Annotated in this window: 17 protein-coding genes; 2 read left to right on the top strand and 15 right to left on the bottom strand. The window is 37.3% G+C overall.

The features are described from left to right. Positions 1-19 precede the first annotated feature (19 nt). The 3 genes from spoIIR to prfA form a co-directional block, all read right to left on the bottom strand. A complete protein-coding gene (gene spoIIR / locus CD003_RS20060; RefSeq protein WP_096203036.1) occupies positions 20-628 on the bottom strand; it encodes a stage II sporulation protein R in 609 nt (202 codons plus the stop codon). A gap of 207 nt (positions 629-835) precedes the next feature. Next, positions 836-1,681, bottom strand: coding sequence for a peptide chain release factor N(5)-glutamine methyltransferase (gene prmC, locus CD003_RS20055; protein WP_096203035.1), 846 nt, complete (start codon positions 1,679-1,681; stop codon positions 836-838). Positions 1,682-1,694: 13 nt separating this feature from the next. After that, positions 1,695-2,765 carry a peptide chain release factor 1 gene (gene prfA, locus CD003_RS20050; RefSeq protein WP_142302904.1) on the bottom strand — a complete coding sequence of 357 codons (1,071 nt, stop codon included), beginning with the start codon at positions 2,763-2,765 and terminating at the stop codon, positions 1,695-1,697. Between the two features lie 167 nt (positions 2,766-2,932). Here prfA and CD003_RS20045 point away from each other — a divergent pair, with 167 nt between their 5' ends. After that, positions 2,933-4,264 carry an FAD-dependent oxidoreductase gene (locus tag CD003_RS20045; RefSeq protein WP_096203033.1) on the top strand — a complete coding sequence of 444 codons (1,332 nt, stop codon included), beginning with the start codon at positions 2,933-2,935 and terminating at the stop codon, positions 4,262-4,264. 81 nt (positions 4,265-4,345) lie between these two features. Here the strand turns inward: CD003_RS20045 and CD003_RS20040 are convergent, their stop codons facing one another. The 9 genes from CD003_RS20040 to CD003_RS20000 form a co-directional block, all read right to left on the bottom strand. Beyond that, positions 4,346-4,810 carry a hypothetical protein gene (locus CD003_RS20040; RefSeq protein WP_096203032.1) on the bottom strand — a complete coding sequence of 155 codons (465 nt, stop codon included), beginning with the start codon at positions 4,808-4,810 and terminating at the stop codon, positions 4,346-4,348. A gap of 111 nt (positions 4,811-4,921) precedes the next feature. Further along, positions 4,922-5,533 carry a thymidine kinase gene (locus tag CD003_RS20035; RefSeq protein WP_096203031.1) on the bottom strand — a complete coding sequence of 204 codons (612 nt, stop codon included), beginning with the start codon at positions 5,531-5,533 and terminating at the stop codon, positions 4,922-4,924. Positions 5,534-5,748: 215 nt separating this feature from the next. After that, complete coding sequence (locus CD003_RS20030; protein ID WP_096203030.1) at positions 5,749-5,994, bottom strand: type B 50S ribosomal protein L31; 246 nt, start codon at positions 5,992-5,994, stop codon at positions 5,749-5,751. A 129-nt stretch (positions 5,995-6,123) separates the two neighbouring features. Next, positions 6,124-7,413 (bottom strand): transcription termination factor Rho, encoded by a 1,290-nt coding sequence (gene rho, locus CD003_RS20025; RefSeq protein ID WP_096203029.1) that lies wholly within the window; start codon positions 7,411-7,413, stop codon positions 6,124-6,126. Between the two features lie 370 nt (positions 7,414-7,783). Further along, positions 7,784-8,749 (bottom strand): class II fructose-bisphosphatase, encoded by a 966-nt coding sequence (gene glpX / locus CD003_RS20020; protein WP_096203028.1) that lies wholly within the window; start codon positions 8,747-8,749, stop codon positions 7,784-7,786. A 33-nt stretch (positions 8,750-8,782) separates the two neighbouring features. Next, a complete protein-coding gene (locus CD003_RS20015; protein WP_096203027.1) occupies positions 8,783-10,069 on the bottom strand; it encodes a UDP-N-acetylglucosamine 1-carboxyvinyltransferase in 1,287 nt (428 codons plus the stop codon). Positions 10,070-10,359: 290 nt separating this feature from the next. After that, positions 10,360-11,007, bottom strand: coding sequence for a fructose-6-phosphate aldolase (gene fsa, locus CD003_RS20010; protein ID WP_096203026.1), 648 nt, complete (start codon positions 11,005-11,007; stop codon positions 10,360-10,362). A 200-nt stretch (positions 11,008-11,207) separates the two neighbouring features. Next, positions 11,208-12,071: a class II fructose-1,6-bisphosphate aldolase gene (fba, locus tag CD003_RS20005; RefSeq protein ID WP_096203025.1), complete on the bottom strand. Its 864-nt coding sequence runs from the start codon at positions 12,069-12,071 to the stop codon at positions 11,208-11,210. Between the two features lie 271 nt (positions 12,072-12,342). Next, a complete protein-coding gene (locus CD003_RS20000) occupies positions 12,343-12,705 on the bottom strand; it encodes a response regulator (protein ID WP_096203024.1) in 363 nt (120 codons plus the stop codon). A 259-nt stretch (positions 12,706-12,964) separates the two neighbouring features. Between CD003_RS20000 and CD003_RS19995 the strand changes: the two genes are divergently transcribed. Further along, positions 12,965-13,498 (top strand): DUF2529 family protein, encoded by a 534-nt coding sequence (locus tag CD003_RS19995; protein WP_179295644.1) that lies wholly within the window; start codon positions 12,965-12,967, stop codon positions 13,496-13,498. Positions 13,499-13,680: 182 nt separating this feature from the next. On the opposite strand, the gene CD003_RS19990 is transcribed toward CD003_RS19995, so the two are convergent. The 3 genes from CD003_RS19990 to icmF all read right to left on the bottom strand — a co-directional run bounded on the left by CD003_RS19990 (position 13,681) and on the right by icmF (position 19,795). Then, entirely contained in the window at positions 13,681-15,279 is a 1,599-nt protein-coding gene (locus CD003_RS19990) for a CTP synthase (RefSeq protein WP_096203022.1), read from the bottom strand. 349 nt (positions 15,280-15,628) lie between these two features. Further along, positions 15,629-16,153, bottom strand: a complete 525-nt coding sequence (rpoE, locus tag CD003_RS19985; RefSeq protein ID WP_306453969.1) for a DNA-directed RNA polymerase subunit delta — start codon at positions 16,151-16,153, stop codon at positions 15,629-15,631. 378 nt (positions 16,154-16,531) lie between these two features. After that, complete coding sequence (gene icmF, locus CD003_RS19980; protein ID WP_096203020.1) at positions 16,532-19,795, bottom strand: fused isobutyryl-CoA mutase/GTPase IcmF; 3,264 nt, start codon at positions 19,793-19,795, stop codon at positions 16,532-16,534. Positions 19,796-19,818: the final 23 nt, after the last annotated feature.

Raw genomic sequence — 19,818 nt, 5'->3', positions numbered from 1 at the left:
AGAAGAGAATATGATAGATTTATTTTTTAAACCAATCTAGTAAACCAGAAATCATTTCAACAACGAAGAATTGTACTTCTACATCTTTTTGTTCAGAGTCATTATCAGTATCAGCTTCATGCTCTACAGCATCACCATTCGCGAAGTCTACAAAACATAGAGGAGGGAATAATACACACCACCAGTTTTCCCCGTTTCCTTCACCTAATGTAATTAATACTGCATCATACTCACCAGCTGGATATACTAGATTCCCATATAACTTAGTAGGAAATTGTACTTCATTAAATTCAACTGTGAAATCTTGATTCATGCCAACACTTTCAAGTAGTTCGGCTACAATAGCTTCTATCTCAGGAATGTTCGAGACAATAACATCTTTTGCATCTTCTAGAGAATACATCGTCTCTACCCACTCTGTAATTGCTTCATTTACTTCATTACGAATTTCTCGCTTTAGCCACTGATCCTTGATTGAATCGCTATTAGCTAAAATACGAAGGCGAATTGCCTCATCTTGATTTACTTCTTGATGAAACGTAGCAACTGCCATGCTTTTTTGACTTTCCCAGTTTAACATTAAAACGAATAAAGAGAATAATAGATAAATAATAACTTTTTGATTCATTTTCCCCACCAACCTTTCACATCAACAGTGTGGCCAGTGATAGAGAAATATAAACATAGAGTTTTTAAAAAAAAATTATGAGTTATGAGTGATGGGTTATGAATTAAGTTCAAAATCAAATACATATCCCACACTTATATTACTCCACTGAAATTTGAAGGTATCTTTTGTCTTTTCAATTCATAACTCATAACTCATAATTCATAATTAATTATTAAGCTCTGCAAAAACCATTCTATCCTTCCCATTTATATCATTCACTACTTCAACCTTGGCAGTTGGGAATGTTTTTTTTAGCATGTTGGCTACTGTTTCTCCTTGGCCTACTCCTACTTCAAAGGCAATGAGTCCATTAGGATTGATGATTTGTGGGATTTCATCCATGAAGCGACGGTAAAATTGGTAGCCGTCTTCCCCACCAACAAGGGCACGCCATGGTTCGTAGTCTCGTACATTGACTGCTAGCTGCTTTACATCCTCTAATGGGATATACGGGGGGTTTGAAACTACAATATCGACTTTCTCACCTTCATTTATGAGAGACTTTAGTAAATCACCTTCTTGGAATTGTACATTGGCCCTTAGATTCTTAGCATTACTTTCCGCGACTTCTAAGGATTCCTTTGCAATATCAATCGCAGTTACAGTGAGCTCAGGAACTTCTAGAGAGAGAGTTATTGCAATTGCTCCACTCCCTGTACCTACATCTACTAGACGTAAATTTTCCCTCTTTGGAAGACGTTCAATTATTCCTACAACTAACTCTTCCGTCTCTGGACGTGGAATGAGAACTTCTTTATTTACACGGAACGTTCGACCGTAAAATTGTTCTTCCCCCGTAATATACTGAACAGGAATACCAGTAGCTGCCTTTTCAACATCTTTTATAAATCGTTGCTGTGACTCTTCCGGTAAAAATTCATGCATATTCATCATCAATGTCGTACGGTTCCACTGCATATGATATTTCAATAAAATTTCTCCAATTGGGGCTTCTTGTCCTTTTTCTTCTAAAAAAGAAGAAGCCCATTTCAGAGCTTCAAATACTTTCATATTTTCACACACCTTATTCTTCTGCGTTCTTCATCATTTCAGATTGCTCATGCATAATAAGAGCATCAATGATTTCATCTATCTTCCCTTGCAGAATTTGGTCTAGTTTTTGAATTGTTAAACCAATACGATGATCTGTTACACGGCTTTGCGGGAAGTTATACGTACGGATACGTTCAGAACGGTCCCCAGTACCCACTGCTGATTTACGATGCTCATCATACTCAGCTTGAGCCTCTTGCCTGAACTTATCGTATACACGTGCACGTAATACCTTCATCGCTTTTTCTTTGTTTTTAATCTGTGATTTTTCATCCTGACAAGATACAACCGTTCCAGTCGGTAAGTGAGTTAAACGAACAGCTGACATCGTTGTATTTACACTCTGTCCCCCTGGTCCACTTGACGTAAATGTGTCCACACGGATGTCTTTATCATGAATGTCTACTTCAACCTCTTCTGCTTCAGCTAAAACAGCGACTGTTGCAGTTGATGTATGAATGCGTCCACCTGATTCTGTCGTCGGTACACGTTGTACACGGTGAGCTCCATTTTCATACTTCAGCTTTGAATAAGCTCCATTACCATTCACCATAAAGATAATCTCTTTATAACCACCAAGCTCAGTTGAATTTGCCTCAATGACTTCTGTTTTCCAGCCTTGAACTTCGGCAAAGCGACTATACATCTTATATAAGTCCCCAGCAAATAATTGAGCCTCATCACCGCCAGCAGCCCCACGAATCTCAACAATAACGTTTTTATCATCGTTCGGGTCTTTTGGTAATAATAAAATCTTTAAGCGTCCTTCTAATTCTTCTTTTCGATCAGAAAGCTCACTTAATTCTTCTTTTACCATTTCGTACATTTCGTTATCTAACTTATCTTCTAGCATTGCTTTAGCATCTTTATGTTGACTGACTACTTCTTTGTACTCACGATACACTTGAACAGTCTCTTCTATGCTTGATTGCTCTTTAGAATAATCACGAAGTTTCGTTGAATCACTAATAACATCCGGATCACTTAATAGTTCATTTAATCTGTCATAACGGTCTTCGACCGATTGTAAACGTTCAAACACACTATTCACCTCATTTTTGGTCCATAACATGATAAGTATAGTATACGAAATCCGAACAGTCAAAATCAAATTGCATTTAGATTATGAACTAAAAAGGATTTCTTTGTTTTTTTTAATAGCAATAGGGAATAGTGTAACTAGATAAACTTAGTTGAGGTGACAGAAAAATGAAATATGTAATTATCGGTGGAGATGCTGCCGGTATGAGTGCAGCCATGCAAATTGTACGTAATGAACCTGACGCGTCCATCGTCACTCTTGAGATGGGCGGTATTTATTCATACGCTCAATGTGGATTACCTTATATTATCGGTGGACATATCCCAACTACGGAAAAACTAATTGCTCGCGATGTAGAAACATTTCGCAATGAATATGGTATAGATGCACGAACATTCCCTAAGGTTACTTCCGTTGACTCGGAAAACAAACTTGTAAAAGGAATAAACCTTGAAACAGATAAAAAATTTAGTATTAGTTATGATAAACTGCTCGTTGCTACGGGGGCAGAACCAATTGTACCCGATTGGCCAGGTAAAGAATTAAAGGGAATTCATACGATAAAAACGATTCCAGATGTTGAAAAACTCATGCAAGAATTAAATGATTCGATTCAACATGTCACAATTGTTGGCGGTGGCTATATTGGGCTTGAGATGGCAGAGAATTTTACCGATCTTAATAAGCAAGTAATGGTTATTGAACAAGGACCGCATCTCGCAATGATGTTTGATGAGGATGTTGCAAAGCTGATTCATGAAGAAGCAGCAAAACAAGGAATAGATGTAAGACTGAATGAATCAGTCCAAGCATTTGTTGGTACCGATACTATTAAAGCAGTTACAACCGATAAAGGTAAAATTCAAACCGATTTAGTTATCGTGTCAATCGGCGTAAGACCTAACACAGGCATTTTAAAGGACACAGGCGTCCACCTAAATGATAAAGGTGCGGTTATCGTCAATAATTACACGGAAACGAATATCCCTGATATTTACGCTGCAGGAGACTGTGCAACTCACTACCATCGTGTTAAAGAAAAGCTTGATTATATCCCCTTAGGCACTCATGCAAATAAACAAGGTCGGGTTGCCGGAATGAATATGATTGAACAAACAAGAGTCTTTCAAGGTGTTGTTGGTACTTCCATTTTAAAATTTCACGATTTATCGCTAGCACGTACAGGACTATCAATAAAGGAGGCAAATGAACTTCACCTTGCCTTTGAAACAGTTACTCTTGAAATTCCTCATATTGCTGGTTATTATCCAGGTCCGGAAAAGCTAACAGTGAAGTTACTGTATCACTCTACTTCAAGGAAACTACTCGGTGCTCAAATCATAGGAAAATCTGGAGTTGATAAACGAATTGACGTAGTAGCAACTGCTCTTTTCCACAAAATGACGATTGATGAACTAGAAGATTTAGATCTTGCCTATGCCCCGCCATATAACGGAGTATGGGATCCAATACAACAGGCAGCAAGAAGAGCTAAATAGACGAGTCGAATACACTAAAAAGGCGAGTCTGTTTAAAGAATGGAAACCATCCTTTAACAGCTCGCCTAAACTATAGCACCATTAAGATTGAGTTGTATTTACATGTACCTCGTACCTTGGTGCACCTTCTTTTAATGATGTCTTTAATTTACTAATTTTTTGTTCTCTGTCTTCGCTATCCATCGATTGATCAAAATGAACATTTACCCACGCATGCCTACCAGCGAAAAACACCATACCAGGTGATAAACCATCTTCTAACAAGACGATTTCTCTAATTTTATTTTCATCGTCACTCAAATCCTGTCTTTCTGGTGATAACGTACGAAAGCTTGGACTATGATTGATCTCCCCATCAAAACGGTTCGTCGGTCGGTCATATATTTCACCATAGTTTATTGGGCCGGGACCCAGTAAACCATACCCTATCTGCTGACCAGATACCGCACCTTGATTTTGAGCTGAAGCCTCTGGGGGCTGTGCAGGTGTACACGCTGACGTAACCATCAATATAGCTAAACTACATCCAACAAGGACCTTCTTCATTCTGGCACCTCCATTGCAACAGTAAAAGCTTTGAAGTTGTCCGTAAATTGACTTCTCCAATAAAATGAAGTTGCAATATTATCTTACCCGAATGATAAGTTTACTTCCCCGTTAAATTTGACCAGCTTTCGTAACATAACGAACTGGCTTATCACAAACAACATGACAATGTCTGCAACGTGGCTCGTACGCCTCAGAAGCACCAACCAAAATAATTGGATCATGATAAGAAGCTGGTTTTCCATCAATCAAACGCTGTGTTCGGCTTGCTGGTGAGCCACAAGAAGGACACACAGCTTGGAGTTTTGTAACACTTTCTGCAAGTGCCATGAGCCTTACAACAGGGTCAAAAGGTTCACCTCTAAAATCTTGGTCTAACCCTGCAGCAATTACACGAATTCCACTATCAGCCAAGTGATTAGCGACATCTACAATTTTTTCGTCAAAAAATTGTACTTCATCGATTGCAACAACCTGAGTATCCCGGGCTACAATTCCTAAAATGTCCTCCGAGCTTTCGATTGGAAATGCAATCACTTTAGTCCCATTATGAGATACGACTTCATCATCACTGTATCGAGTATCAATAACTGGCTTGAAAACCTCTATTTTTAAATTACCATATGTCCCTCGGCGTACACGACGAATTAATTCTTCAGACTTACCAGAAAACATGCTTCCACAGATGACTTCTATCAAACCTTCTTTTCTCATTTCGTACATCGCTATGTTTCCCACCTTACTAATTTATATATAACCACAATTATAATCCTGTAAACAAAATTTTTTTACTAAAAATTATTCCAAAAGGAACCCTTTCTGACTTTTGGAATAATCTTTATTAACCCATTAATTTGGCTTACTATTGCAGTGACTATTAGGCTTTTTGAAGTAAAAAAACAGGCAAGTTTGTACCTCGCCTGTTTTCATTGCCGTTATTACTTCATGTTGTATTTTCTTCTGAACTTATCTACACGTCCACCAGCATCAGCAAGCTTTTGCTTACCAGTGTAGAACGGGTGAGAGTCAGAACTAATCTCAACTTTAATTAGTGGATATGTTTCTCCATCTTCCCACTCAACTGTTTCGTTTGATCCGTTTGTAGATCCACTTAGAAACTTGAACCCTGTACTAGTATCCATGAATACCACTTTTTGGTAATTTGGGTGAATTCCTTGTTTCATTACTTTCAACTCCTTTTTGCCCTGAATCTTTCGAAACAGAATGATTAAAACACATGACGAAATTATATCAAGTTAGAACAACTTTTGCAACTGCCAATATAAGAGTATCGAAACTATTTGTTTTAATACTTATGTTCTTACTTTTCGGTTTGTTGTCGTACCACCACCAACCATGTCTTTTTCAATTGAATCGAAAAACTCTTGGTTAGTTTTTGTTTCTTTAATTCGTTTAATAAAATGATCTACAAATTCCGAAGAATCATTCATTGTTTTACGAATTGCCCATAATTTATCTAAGTGTTCTTTAGGAACAAGAAGTTCTTCTTTACGAGTACCAGAACGGCGTATATCAATCGCTGGGAAGATTCTTCTTTCAGCTAATCGACGATCTAGGTGTAACTCCATATTACCTGTACCTTTAAATTCTTCATAAATGACATCATCCATACGTGAGCCCGTCTCTACTAATGCTGTCGCTAAAATTGTTAAGCTACCGCCTTCTTCGATATTTCTCGCAGCTCCAAAGAATCGCTTCGGACGATGAAATGCTGCAGGATCAATACCACCAGAAAGTGTTCTTCCACTTGGAGGAATCACTAAGTTATAAGCTCTCGCTAAACGAGTAATACTATCCATAAGAATAACAACATCTTTCTTATGTTCAACTAGTCTCATCGCTCTCTCTAAAACAAGTTCCGCTACTTTTATATGGTTTTCTGGAACTTCATCAAATGTAGAGCTAACAACTTCAGCTTTAACGGAGCGTTCAATGTCCGTAACTTCCTCGGGACGTTCATCAATAAGTAGGACAATCAATTCAACATCCGGTTGATTTGTAGCAATACTATTTGCAACCTCTTTTAATAGGGATGTCTTACCTGCCTTAGGGGGAGCAACAATTAAACCACGTTGACCAAAACCAACTGGAGAAATTAAGTCGATAATTCTTGATGATGTATTCGCTGTTTCTGTTTCCAATTCAATTTTTTGTTCAGGATATAGTGGAGTTAAGGCAGGGAAATATGGACGTTCTTTTGCAGTATCAGGATCTTCACCATTTACAGCCTCTACATGTAATAGTCCATGATATCTTTCATTTTCTTTTGGAGGTCGTACCTTTCCAGATACTTTGTCTCCATTTCGTAAATCAAATCTTCTAATTTGTGAAGCTGAAATATAAATATCTTCAGAGCTTGGCATATAATTTATTGGTCTTAAGAATCCAAACCCTTCAGACTGTATTATCTCCAAAACACCTTCCATGAACATTAAGCCATCTTCTTCTGCTTGTCCTTTTAAAATAGCGAAAATAAGTTCCTTTTTGTTCAATTTACTATAGTAAGATACTTTATATTTTTTGGCTAACTCATAAAGCTCACGTAATTTCATATTCTCTAACTCTGCTATATGTACACCCATTAAGACACCACGCCTTTAATTTTTATTTTTCACTTTTTGACACAGAAATAATAAACTACATTACAAAAAAAATGAGATAATTCAATCCAATGCTAGTAATCTTTTTTATTTAATAGAATTTAATCTGGGAACATCACTATAAAAGTTGAAGGAAGTAATAAAGAAGTTTGCAAGAAGAGTAATCTCTTTTGATATTTTTATCTTGGTATTATCACAAATATTATTTTAACCACAGTTATTGAATTTATTCAAGCAATAATACTTTTTTTACATTATAACACACAAATAGGAACATATGTTTTTATTTTTTTAAGTAAATAGTGAAAAAATGCTAAATGTCTTCTCAACTTGGACATTTAGCATTTTTTTGTTATTTAATTACAAGGTCTGGCTTCTTGTGCATACTATGTTTACCATCAATAAAGCGTACAGTTCCTGATTTAGCACGCATAACAAGAGATTGCGTTGTTGCAGTGCTTCCTTTATAATGAACACCTTTTAATAGTTCACCGTCAGTTACACCTGTTGCTGCAAAGATTGCATCATCACCTTTTACTAAGTCTTCCATAAGTAACACGCGATTCACATCTTCAATACCCATTTTCTTGCATCTCTCTAATTCAACATCGTCTTGCGGTAAAAGCTTCCCTTGAATCTCTCCACCTAGGCATTTTAATGCAACAGCAGTAATAACACCTTCAGGAGCTCCACCAGAACCAAGCATAATATCTACGCCAGTGTCATCAAAACACGTGTTGATAGCAGCTGCAACATCACCGTCTTGTAAAAGTTTAATTCTTGCTCCGGCATCACGAATTTCCTGAATCATTTTTTGGTGACGCTCACGATTTAAAATAGTAACAACTAGGTCTTCAATATCTTTATTTTTTGCTTTTGCCACCGCTTTTAAATTATCGATTACAGGAGCATCAATATTAATTTTCCCTACTGCTTCTGGACCTACTGCGATTTTTTCCATATACATATCAGGAGCATGTAGAAGATTTCCATGATCCGCAATAGCAATAACAGCTAATGCATTCCATTGTCCAGAAGCAACGATGTTTGTTCCTTCTAAAGGGTCAACAGCTACGTCTACTCGAGGGCCGTAACCTGTTCCTAGCTTCTCCCCAATGTATAGCATTGGAGCTTCGTCCATTTCTCCTTCTCCAATAACAACCGTTCCTTTCATCGGAACTGTGTCAAAAACATCACGCATGGCTTGAGTTGCTGCTTCATCCGCTTCTTCCTTTAGTCCTCTACCCATCCATCTTGCTGAAGAAAGAGCAGCCGCTTCAGTTACACGGACAAGCTCCATTGATAAACTTCTTTCCATTACTCAACTCTCCCTTAAATTGCTTCTACTATATTATGAGCTTTTGACTTGCTGCGCTTCTTCTTCTGTCATTTTTTCACGCCAAATCTTTGCCCCTAATCCAATTAATTTTGCTTCTAAATCTTCATAACCACGATCGATATGCTCTAATCCTGATACTTCTGTTATACCCTCCGCCATCAAGCCTGCCACTACTAACGCTGCTCCCGCTCTCAAGTCACTAGCACTTACCTTTGCTCCTTGTAAAACAGTTGGTCCATTAATAATTGCCGAACGACCTTCTACCTTTACATTAGCTCCCATTCTGCGTAGTTCATCGATATGTTTAAATCGTGCATTATATATAGTATCCGTGACAATGCTAGTACCTTCAGCTTGTGTTAGTAAAGTCGTAATTGGTTGCTGTAAATCAGTTGGAAATCCTGGGTAGACTAATGTCTTAATGTCTACACCTTTCTTTCCACCGTGATTATGTATGAGTATTTGGTCATTCTGTACTTCAACCGTTATGCCCATTTCACGAAGCTTAGCAATTAATGATTCAACATGGTATGGTATTACGTTATCGATTAAAACCTTTTGGCCAATAGCTGCAGCAATAATCATATAAGTACCTGCTTCAATTCGGTCAGGAATAATTGAATGTCTGCAACCCTTTAATGTTTCAACACCATCAATACGGATCACATTCGTACCTGCACCCTTAATCTTCGCACCCATACTAGTTAAAAGTGTTGCCACATCAATAATTTCTGGCTCTTTTGCTGCATTTTCAATGATAGTTTGTCCCTTTGCTTTAACAGCAGCAAGCATAATATTAATCGTAGCTCCTACACTCACCACATCAAGATAGATTCTTGCCCCTCTTAATTCGTCAGCACGCAAATAAATTGCACCTTGTTCATTTGTTACTTTCGCACCTAGAGCTTCAAATCCTTTAATATGTTGGTCAATTGGTCGAGGACCTAAATTACAGCCTCCTGGTAAGCCAATGACTGCTTTTTTAAATTTCCCAAGCATAGCACCCATTAAATAATACGACGCTCTCAGCTTCTTTACCCGCCCATTCGGAAGAGGCATCGAAATCATATTACGTGGTTCAATCGCAATTTCATGCTCGTCTAATGATACACTTCCACCGATTTCTTCAAGAAGCTCTGCCAATAGTTGCACATCAGAAATTGCAGGTAAATTATCAATGGTAACTGTAGAATCAGCAAGAATAGCCGCAGGGATTAAAGCGACTGCACTATTTTTTGCTCCGCTAATATGTACCTTCCCTTCAAGTGGATGCCCACCTTCAATCAATAATTTATCCATAACACCCTTCACTTCCTCATCAGTCTGTCATTCAAAGGTGAAAGTTCATTTCACACAATTACTCACCATTATACCCTAAAACGAAAGGAAAATAACTAGGGGAGGGGAAACAAATTATGAATTATAAATTACGAATGCCGAATTATTTTTTTTGAATAGAATGGATAAATCCATTCTATTCAACCTTTACTTCAAAGATAATTCCATTCATTGTTAGTAGTTCATTTTCAATTTGCCATTCGCAATTGTTTTTCTCATTCATAATTCATAATTTGTCACTCATAATTGCCTTACTTGTTGCTTTTCTCCCAGTCTGCAAGGAATTGCTCGATTCCTTTGTCAGTTAACGGATGCTTGACAAGCTGTGTGATAACTTTGTAAGGAATTGTGGCAATATGTGCTCCTCTTGCCGCAGCTTCTGATACATGAAGTGGATGTCGGATTGACGCCGCAATGATTTCCGTTTGAATATCGTGAACTTCGAAAATCTCAGCAATTTGAGTTACTAACTCAAGTCCATCATGGCCAATATCATCAAGTCGACCTAGGAACGGAGAAACATACGTTGCACCTGCTCTTGCTGCTAGCAGGGCTTGAACAGCTGAAAAAATAAGGGTTACATTCGTTTTAATCCCTAGACTTTTAAATGTAGAAACTGCTTTTAAACCTTCAAGTGTCATCGGAACTTTAACTGTAATATTAGGAGCAATTGCTGCTAATTCTTTTCCCTCTTCAATCATTCCTTTAGCATCTAGTGCAATCACTTCAGCACTAACAGAACGCTCAGTTACAACTTCGGTGATTTCTCGTAAACGTTCATGAAAATCAACACCTTCTTTTGCCACTAGCGAGGGATTAGTAGTCACTCCAGCCAAAATACCTAATTCATTTGCCTGACGGATTTCGTTTACATTTGCCGTATCAATAAAGAATTTCATCTTCATTCCTCCACATCATGCAGTAGTTTGTAAAGCTAACAGTTCTTTTCCCCTTAAAAACTTTCAAAATAAACTAACTAACGTTATGTATATATCTACATACTACTTCTATGCCCTATTAAAAAATTTTATAAAAAGGAAGAGTTAAAAACTAAGGACTTACACCTTAACCCTTAACTCTTACCTAATTTCATTAATTATTAAGCTTTATTTGAAGAACCAAACTCGCGCATTTTTCCTTTTACTGTTTCTTTAATTGCGTCACGAGCAGGACCTAAATATTTACGTGGATCATACTCATTTGGCTTTTCTGCTAATACCTCTCTAACAGCTTTCGATGCTGAAATTTGGTTTTCTGTATTAACATTAATCTTCGCATGACCAAACTCAATTGCCTTTTGAACATCCTTTGTTGGAATACCTGTTCCACCGTGAAGCACAAGAGGAATACCAACAAGTCCGTCAATTTCCTTCATACGGTCGAAACCAAGGTTTGGTTCACCTTTATAAGGACCATGAACAGAACCTAATGCCGGTGCAAAACAATCGACACCAGTTTCACGAACAAGTTGCTCACATTCTGAAGGGATTGCATATGCCGCTTCTGCATCATCAACGATTACGTCATCTTCTTGGCCACCAATACGTCCTAGTTCAGCTTCTACTGAAACACCTAACGTATGAGCAACAGCAACTACGCGTTTTGTTAACGCAATGTTTTCTTCTAGAGGATAATGAGAACCATCAATCATAACAGACGTAAATCCAGCATGAATCGCTTCTACACATTTTTCGAAGCTTGAACCATGATCTAAATGAATTGCTACAGGAACAGTAATGTTGTAATCATCCATTAATGATTTCACCAAATTTACAACTGTCTTAAAACCACCCATGTAACGAGCTGCACCTTCTGATACACCACAAATTACTGGAGATTTCTCTTCCTCTGCAGCAAGTAAAATTGCTTGTGTAAACTCTAAATTGTTAAGGTTATACTGACCAACTGCATACCCTTCTCTTTTTGCTTTTTCTAGCATTTCCTTCATCGAAACTAAAGGCATATTAAATCCTCCTTTTACATGTATGAGCAATAAAATGTCATCTTGATAGAAATTAAACGATCACATCATTTAGAAGTTACCCTAATTCAAACCCTATTATCCTTGAATAAATATGTATATTAGTAATAAATTCGTCTATGACCTAAATTTACTATCATTTGACGCATATTATTATAGCATACTGTAGTTAGAATGAATGTGAAAAAGGAATGGCTTATTATGAATTGTTAATGATTAATTAAACATTAGCCATTAACCATTACTAATTATTTTAAACTGTTGCTAAGTTTTCCTTAATGACTTTTCTTACATCATCAATGTCAAACGGCTTTGCAAAGTGTGTAATTGCACCTAAACTCATTGCTTCATTAATCATGTTAAGCTCACCATAGGCAGTCATCATTATTACGTCTATATGTGGCTTAATATCCTTGATTCTTCTAAGGATTTCTAACCCGTCCATTCCTGGGATTTTCATATCTAGGAGAACTAAATCAGGCTCGTTCTCTTCGACTATCGTTAATGCCTGTACCCCGTTAGCTGCTTGGTACATTTGATAGCCGTCCTTTTGCAGTATCTCGTTAAGTAGAACCCTTATACCATACTGGTCATCTACAACTAGAATTTTTTTCATGATGTGTTTCCCCTCTCCTTAGAAAATTTATTATTTAGTACTTTTCTAAATTTTTACATTATTAAATAGTTACCGATACTTAGCTCTGCCACTATACTAATTCGCTATCTCCTATCTTTTTCCTTCACATTCCATATATTTTTTTGTAAAACTATTATATCAATTGAATATCCACTTAAAATTTTGACTGTTCATCCTGTAACAACGTACAATCCAATATAGGAAATAGACTAACTCTATGCTAAAAGGAGCTATTGGTATGCTACAGATTTTTACTACTCAACTTCAAGGAAAACTGAAAGATGTAAAAGAACATAATCTAGATGAAATAGAGGATGCCTCAAGATTACTCGCCCAGGCCCTCATAAGTAATGGAAAGATTTATATACACGGTACAAAAGAAATGAATGGTGTCGTCCCTGAAGCTCTCTATGGAAAGGAAAAGCTTTCCGGAGTCATGCCTTTAATTAAAGAAGAAAATAACATGAATGATTGTACTGCTATTGACCGGGTTCTCATTTTTGCTAGAACTTCAAATGACAAAGAAGCAATTGACTTAGTTAAAGAGTTGCAAAATGATGGCGTAACAGTCATTGCTGTTTCAAATTGCGTTGAAAATGATTCAGACATTAGCCTAAAGAACCTTGCTGATATTCATATTAATACGAATCTTACTTCTTCTCTAGTACCAGATGATGAAGGTACGAGAGTAGGATACCCTTCACTTATTTTATCGTTATTTGTTTATCATTGTCTTGCAATGACTGTGTCTGAAATTTTACAAGAACAATAATAGAAGACGCAAAGTGATTTATAAGCAAAGGACAATGTTTTTAGAGTCTGTTATTAGACCATTTAGCTTGAATAGCGCTATCGTATTCTTGTGAAAAAGCCTACCTTATCAGTTCTCTGTTAAAGAAAAAATCCTAACAACCATACGGAAGTTAGGATTTTTTAGTTTGTATTTTTTAGCCACTATTTTTGTAAAGAAGCTCCAATAAACTCTTTAAATAATGGTTGTGGTCTTGTTGGACGTGATACAAATTCAGGATGGAACTGTGATGCTATGAAATAAGGATGATCCTGAATTTCAATTATCTCTACTAAACGACCGTCTGGGCTTGTACCAGAGAAAGTGAACCCTGCTTTCTCCATTTGTTCACGGTACTCATTGTTAAACTCGTAACGGTGACGATGACGCTCATATACGACTTGCTCATTATAAGCGTCGTATGCTTTTGAGCCTTCAACTAACTTACAAGGGTAAAGACCTAATCGAAGCGTGCCACCTAGATCTTCAATATCTTTTTGTTCAGGAAGTAAATCAATAATCGGGTATTTTGTTTCTGGATTTAATTCTGCTGAGTTTGCTCCTTCTAAACCAAGTACGTTACGAGCAAATTCTATTGATGCAAGCTGCATTCCTAAGCAAATTCCTAAGAACGGAACTTTGTTTTCACGTGCATATTGAATTGCTGCGATTTTTCCTTCTATACCACGGTCACCAAATCCACCAGGAACAAGAATTCCATCAGCATCTCCTACAAGCTCTGCAACATTTTCAGCTGTAACTTCTTCTGAATCAACCCATTGAATATCAATATCTGCATCGAAAGCATATCCAGCATGACGAAGTGATTCAGCAACTGATAGATAAGCATCAGGTAGCGCTACATATTTACCAACTAACGCAATTTTCACTTTCTCTGATAAGTTTTTCACTTTTTCAACTAAAGCTTTCCATTCAGTCATTTCAGCTGGCTTGCAATTTAATTTCAAGTAATCACAAACGATTTGGTCAAATTTTTGCGCTTGTAGCGCTAGTGGTACTTCATATAATGTTTCAGCATCTCTCGCTTCAATTACAGCATTTTTATCAATGTCACAGAATAAAGCGATTTTCTCCTTCATGTCTTGTGGTACGGGCTTTTCTGTACGTACGACAATAACGTTAGGTTGAATACCAAGACTACGAAGCTCTTTCACACTATGTTGTGTTGGCTTTGATTTCATTTCTCCTGCAGCTGCAAGATAAGGAATTAACGTACAATGAACATACATTACGTTACCTACACCAACATCACTCTTTATCTGACGGATCGCTTCTAAAAACGGTAGACTTTCAATATCCCCTACAGTTCCACCGATTTCAGTAATAACTACGTCTGCATTCGTTTCTCTTCCAGCACGTAGTACACGTTCTTTAATTTCATTTGTTACATGAGGAATAACCTGAACCGTTCCACCTAAATAATCGCCGCGACGCTCTTTTTTAATAACAGTAGAGTAAATTTTCCCAGTTGTTACATTACTATTTTGACTTAAGTTAATATCGATAAATCGCTCATAGTGACCTAAATCTAAATCAGTCTCTGCTCCATCTCCTGTAACAAACACTTCACCATGCTGATACGGACTCATCGTTCCCGGGTCAACGTTAATATAAGGGTCAAACTTTTGGATTGTAACTTTAACTCCTCTATTTTTAAGTAAACGTCCAAGTGATGCAGCTGTAATTCCCTTTCCTAATGAAGACACAACGCCTCCAGTTACAAAGATATACTTTGTTGTCATCTCATCTACCCCTTTTTTCAATTTATAAAATAATCACGTCGCATCATAAATGCGGTGAGTAAAAGCCAACAATCGTATGTAGGAAGCCAATTACCATTAGTATGTCCGAATTAAATGTGAATAGAAATACAAACTCTACCAATTACTCCCTAAAAACATGTTCAAAATGATAAAACGGACTTTAACTACCCTTGAAAACAAAAAAAACAAAAGCGACACCACTCCCTATTTAATAAGGGGGCGCACTTTTGTTTCGGTTAAATATATATAGTTTCACACGAATAATTCTTAAGCCCAAAAATGATTCTACCTAGATCCCTATAAAAAGTCAAGAGGTGACAAAATTATTTTACTTCTCATCTTCATCTTCATAGTCATCATCTTCGTCATCTTCTGACGAATCATCATCGAAGCCGTCTATTTCAGTTATATCTTCTTCATTTTCTTCATTCGAAATTTCATCTAATTCATCTTCTAAATCTTCAAACTCATCTTCAAAATCCTCATAATCTTCATCTAGCTCATCAACCAGCTCATCATCTTCAACAGCTGACTTTTTCTTCTTACGAGGAGCCGCCTTCTGAGCTTGTACAAGTTCTTCTTCAATTTGCTCTAATGGATACCAGCTTTTTAATCCCCATTTGTTATCGCCTAGTACGACAAAGCGACCATCGATATTTAAGTCTGTATAGAGGTACGAAATACGATTTGACATCTCTTCCTCAGACATTCCTTTTGCTTCAGATACCTGCTTTAATAAGTCCATATAAGCAAATGGTTTCCTTGCTTCCTTCATTAAACCATGGGCAATTTCAAGCATCGACATTTCTGAAATTTCTTCTTTACTTAGTTCACGGATAGTCAACTGTAGCACTCCCTTTCACTTTCCATCATCTATCATTACAATGTTTTACCAATACAGTAAATAAAAATCATACTTTTCATTATAAACATATTTTCTTAGTTTATGCTAGAGGAGGGGGAAAGAACAATTATGAATTATGTATTATGAGTTATGAATTGTTAGTGCCTGCTGAATAAATTCAGCCGCACTTATCAAGACTCACCCTAGCTATGCTAGAACATCGAAGAATAAACCAAGTTTAGATTAGGCTATTCTTCTTCACTTGAACTTGAACTTGATTTTAAAATTCATAACTCATAACTCATAATTCATAATTTATAAATCCCTCCCCCATACAAAAACAGAAATAAAGGGGAATCCCCCCTTTATTTCTGTTAATTATCGTCATTACATGTTTCTTCTATACTGTCCTCCGACTTGGTATAGAGCTGTTGTGATTTGTCCTAGGCTCGCTACCTTCACTGTTTCCATTAATTCCTCAAAGATATTGCCACCTGATACAGCTGTCTCTTGTAGACGTTTAAGTGCTGTTTGTGTTTCATCTTTGTTTCTATCTTGGAATGCTCGTAAGTTTGTAATTTGTTGTTCCTTTTCTTCTTTTGTTGCACGAGCTAGCTCCATATCAAACTCTTCTTCATCCGGTGTGTTTGGATTTAGGTATGTGTTTACACCGATAATTGGTAAATCACCATTGTGCTTTTGCATTTCATAATACATAGATTCCTCTTGGATTTTCGCTCTTTGATATTGAGTCTCCATTGCTCCAAGAACTCCTCCACGATCATTAATGCTCTCAAGCTCTTGTAGTACGGCCTCTTCTAAAAGATCTGTTAGCTCATCAATGATAAATGACCCTTGCAGAGAATTTTCATTTTTCGCTAGTCCTAGCTCTTTTGTAATAATCATTTGAATCGCCATTGCACGGCGTACAGATTCTTCTGTAGGCGTTGTGATCGCTTCATCATAAGCATTTGTATGCAATGAGTTACAGTTATCATAAATCGCCATAAGAGCTTGCAGCGTTGTACGAATATCATTAAAATCAATTTCTTGTGCATGCAGTGAGCGTCCAGATGTTTGAATATGATACTTCAGCTTCTGACTGCGTTCGTTTGCATTGTATTTATTTTTCATAACAGTTGACCAAATTCTTCTCGCTACCCGTCCTAGAACTGCGTATTCAGGATCTAACCCGTTACTAAAGAAGAATGATAGGTTTGGTGCAAAGTCATTAATATCCATGCCACGGCTTAAATAGTACTCTACGTACGTAAAGCCATTTGCTAGTGTGAATGCAAGTTGACTAATCGGGTTTGCTCCAGCTTCAGCAATGTGGTAGCCAGAAATAGAAACCGAATAGTAATTACGAACTTTTTTATCAATAAAGTACTGCTGAATGTCACCCATGAGGCGAAGTGCAAATTCTGTTGAGAAAATACACGTATTCTGTCCTTGATCTTCCTTCAAAATATCTGCCTGAACCGTTCCACGAACTGTAGAAAGGGTTCTGTCTCTAATCTCTTGAAGCTCTTGCTCTGTTACCTTTTGTCCTGTTTCTACTTCATATTTCTCTACTTGCTGTTCAATCGCTGTATTCATAAACATCGCTAAAATTATAGGTGCAGGACCGTTAATAGTCATTGATACTGATGTTGAAGGAGCACATAAATCAAAGCCTGCATATAGCTTCTTCATATCATCAAGTGTACAAACATTTACACCACTTTCGCCTACTTTCCCGTAAATATCAGGACGATAGTCAGGATCTTCCCCGTAAAGTGTTACTGAATCGAATGCCGTACTTAAGCGCTTTGCATCATCATCTTTTGATAGATAGTGAAAGCGACGATTCGTACGTTCAGGAGTTCCTTCCCCAGCAAATTGGCGCTTTGGATCTTCCCCTTTACGCTTGAATGGAAATACGCCGGCTGTAAATGGGAATAAGCCAGGAACGTTTTCTTCCATTGACCATTTTAAAATTTCGCCCCAATCCTTATATTTAGGAAGAGCTACTTTCGGAATTTTTGTTCCTGATAGACTTTCTGTCGTTAACTCTGTAACGATTTCCTTACCCCGAACCTTTGTAATGAATTGATCTCCAGAATAATTCTCTTTTAATGTTTCCCAGTTATCAAGAATTGCTTTTGAATCCGGATGAAGCTTCGTCTCGTAATGAGCTTTTACTTGAATTAATTGTTCAACTACTTGCTCATCCGTAACTCCAGCTTCATTTAAAGCTTCTATAGTTCCTGTTACTTGGAATAACTTTCTTGCTACTGTTACTTGTTCATCAGTAAACGACTTGTAATTACGGATTGATAGAACAATATCACGTAAGTACTGTGTACGGTCTGGTGGAATGATGAGGTTCTTCTTCACTACTTCTTTGCTTGTTTCAAGGTTTGTTGTCCAATCTGTTCCACACTTTTTATTGATTGTGTCGATAATTGCAACAAATAGTGTATTTGTACCAATATCATTAAATTGACTCGCGATCGTTCCGTAAACAGGCATTTGGTCAAGGTCATCTTCAAAACGGTTATGACTTCTTTGATATTGTTTACGTACATGACGTAATGCGTCATCAGAGCCTTTACGTTCGAATTTATTAATTGCAATTAGGTCCGCAAAATCAATCATGTCAATTTTCTCTAATTGAGTTGGCGCACCAAATTCACTTGTCATTACATACATTGCCACATCGGAAATTTCAGTTATTTCCGCATCCCCTTGTCCAATCCCACTCGTTTCAACGATGATTAAATCAAATCCAGCTGCTTTTGCAACATTTATTGCGTCTCGAATACTTGCAGAAATCTCTGTTTTCGACCCACGAGTTGCCAAACTTCTCATAAACACGCGATCAGTGTGAATCGAATTCATACGAATACGGTCACCTAATAAAGCACCACCTGTTTTCTGCTTCGTTGGATCTATTGATAAAATGGCAATTGTTTTGTCATCAAACTCATTTAAATAACGACGTACTAATTCATCTGTTAATGAACTTTTACCTGCTCCACCAGTACCTGTAATCCCTAGTACGGGAACTTCTTGTGTCATATTCTTTAATTCATTTAAGGTTTTTTCTAATGTAGCAGCTGCTTCCTGCCCTGCACTTGAATGCTGTTCAGCAAGAGAAATCATCCTTGCTACTGCACGAACATTCTTTTCTTTTAACTGCTCGATTTCATTTGTAATATCCTTCACTGTTGGAAAGTCGCACTCTTCCACCATGTCGTTAATCATTCCTTGCAGTCCATGCTTACGACCGTCTTCAGGAGAAAATATATGAGTGATTCCATACTCGTGTAACTCTTTAATCTCTGGTGGAGTAATTACACCACCTCCACCACCATAAATACGGATATGTCCTGCACCACGTTCTTTTAACAGATCATAACAATATTTAAAATACTCTACATGCCCTCCCTGATAGGAGGAAATAGCAATCCCTTGCACATCTTCTTGAATAGCTGCTTTTACTACTTCTTCAACTGAACGATTGTGGCCTAGATGAATAACCTCTACCCCACTAGCCTGCAAAATTCGTCTCATTATATTAATCGAAGCATCATGTCCGTCAAATAAACTTGAAGCGGTTACAAAACGAACTGGGTTTGCCGGTCGATAGATCTCTACCGTCTCCATCTTCATTCCTCCTCTTAGTCGAT

This window comes from Bacillus sp. FJAT-45350, from assembly GCF_002335805.1.
Classification (GTDB): domain Bacteria; phylum Bacillota; class Bacilli; order Bacillales; family NISU01; genus FJAT-45350.
Note: the sequence above shows the minus strand (reverse complement) of the source record. Positions and strands in the feature narration are given on the sequence as shown.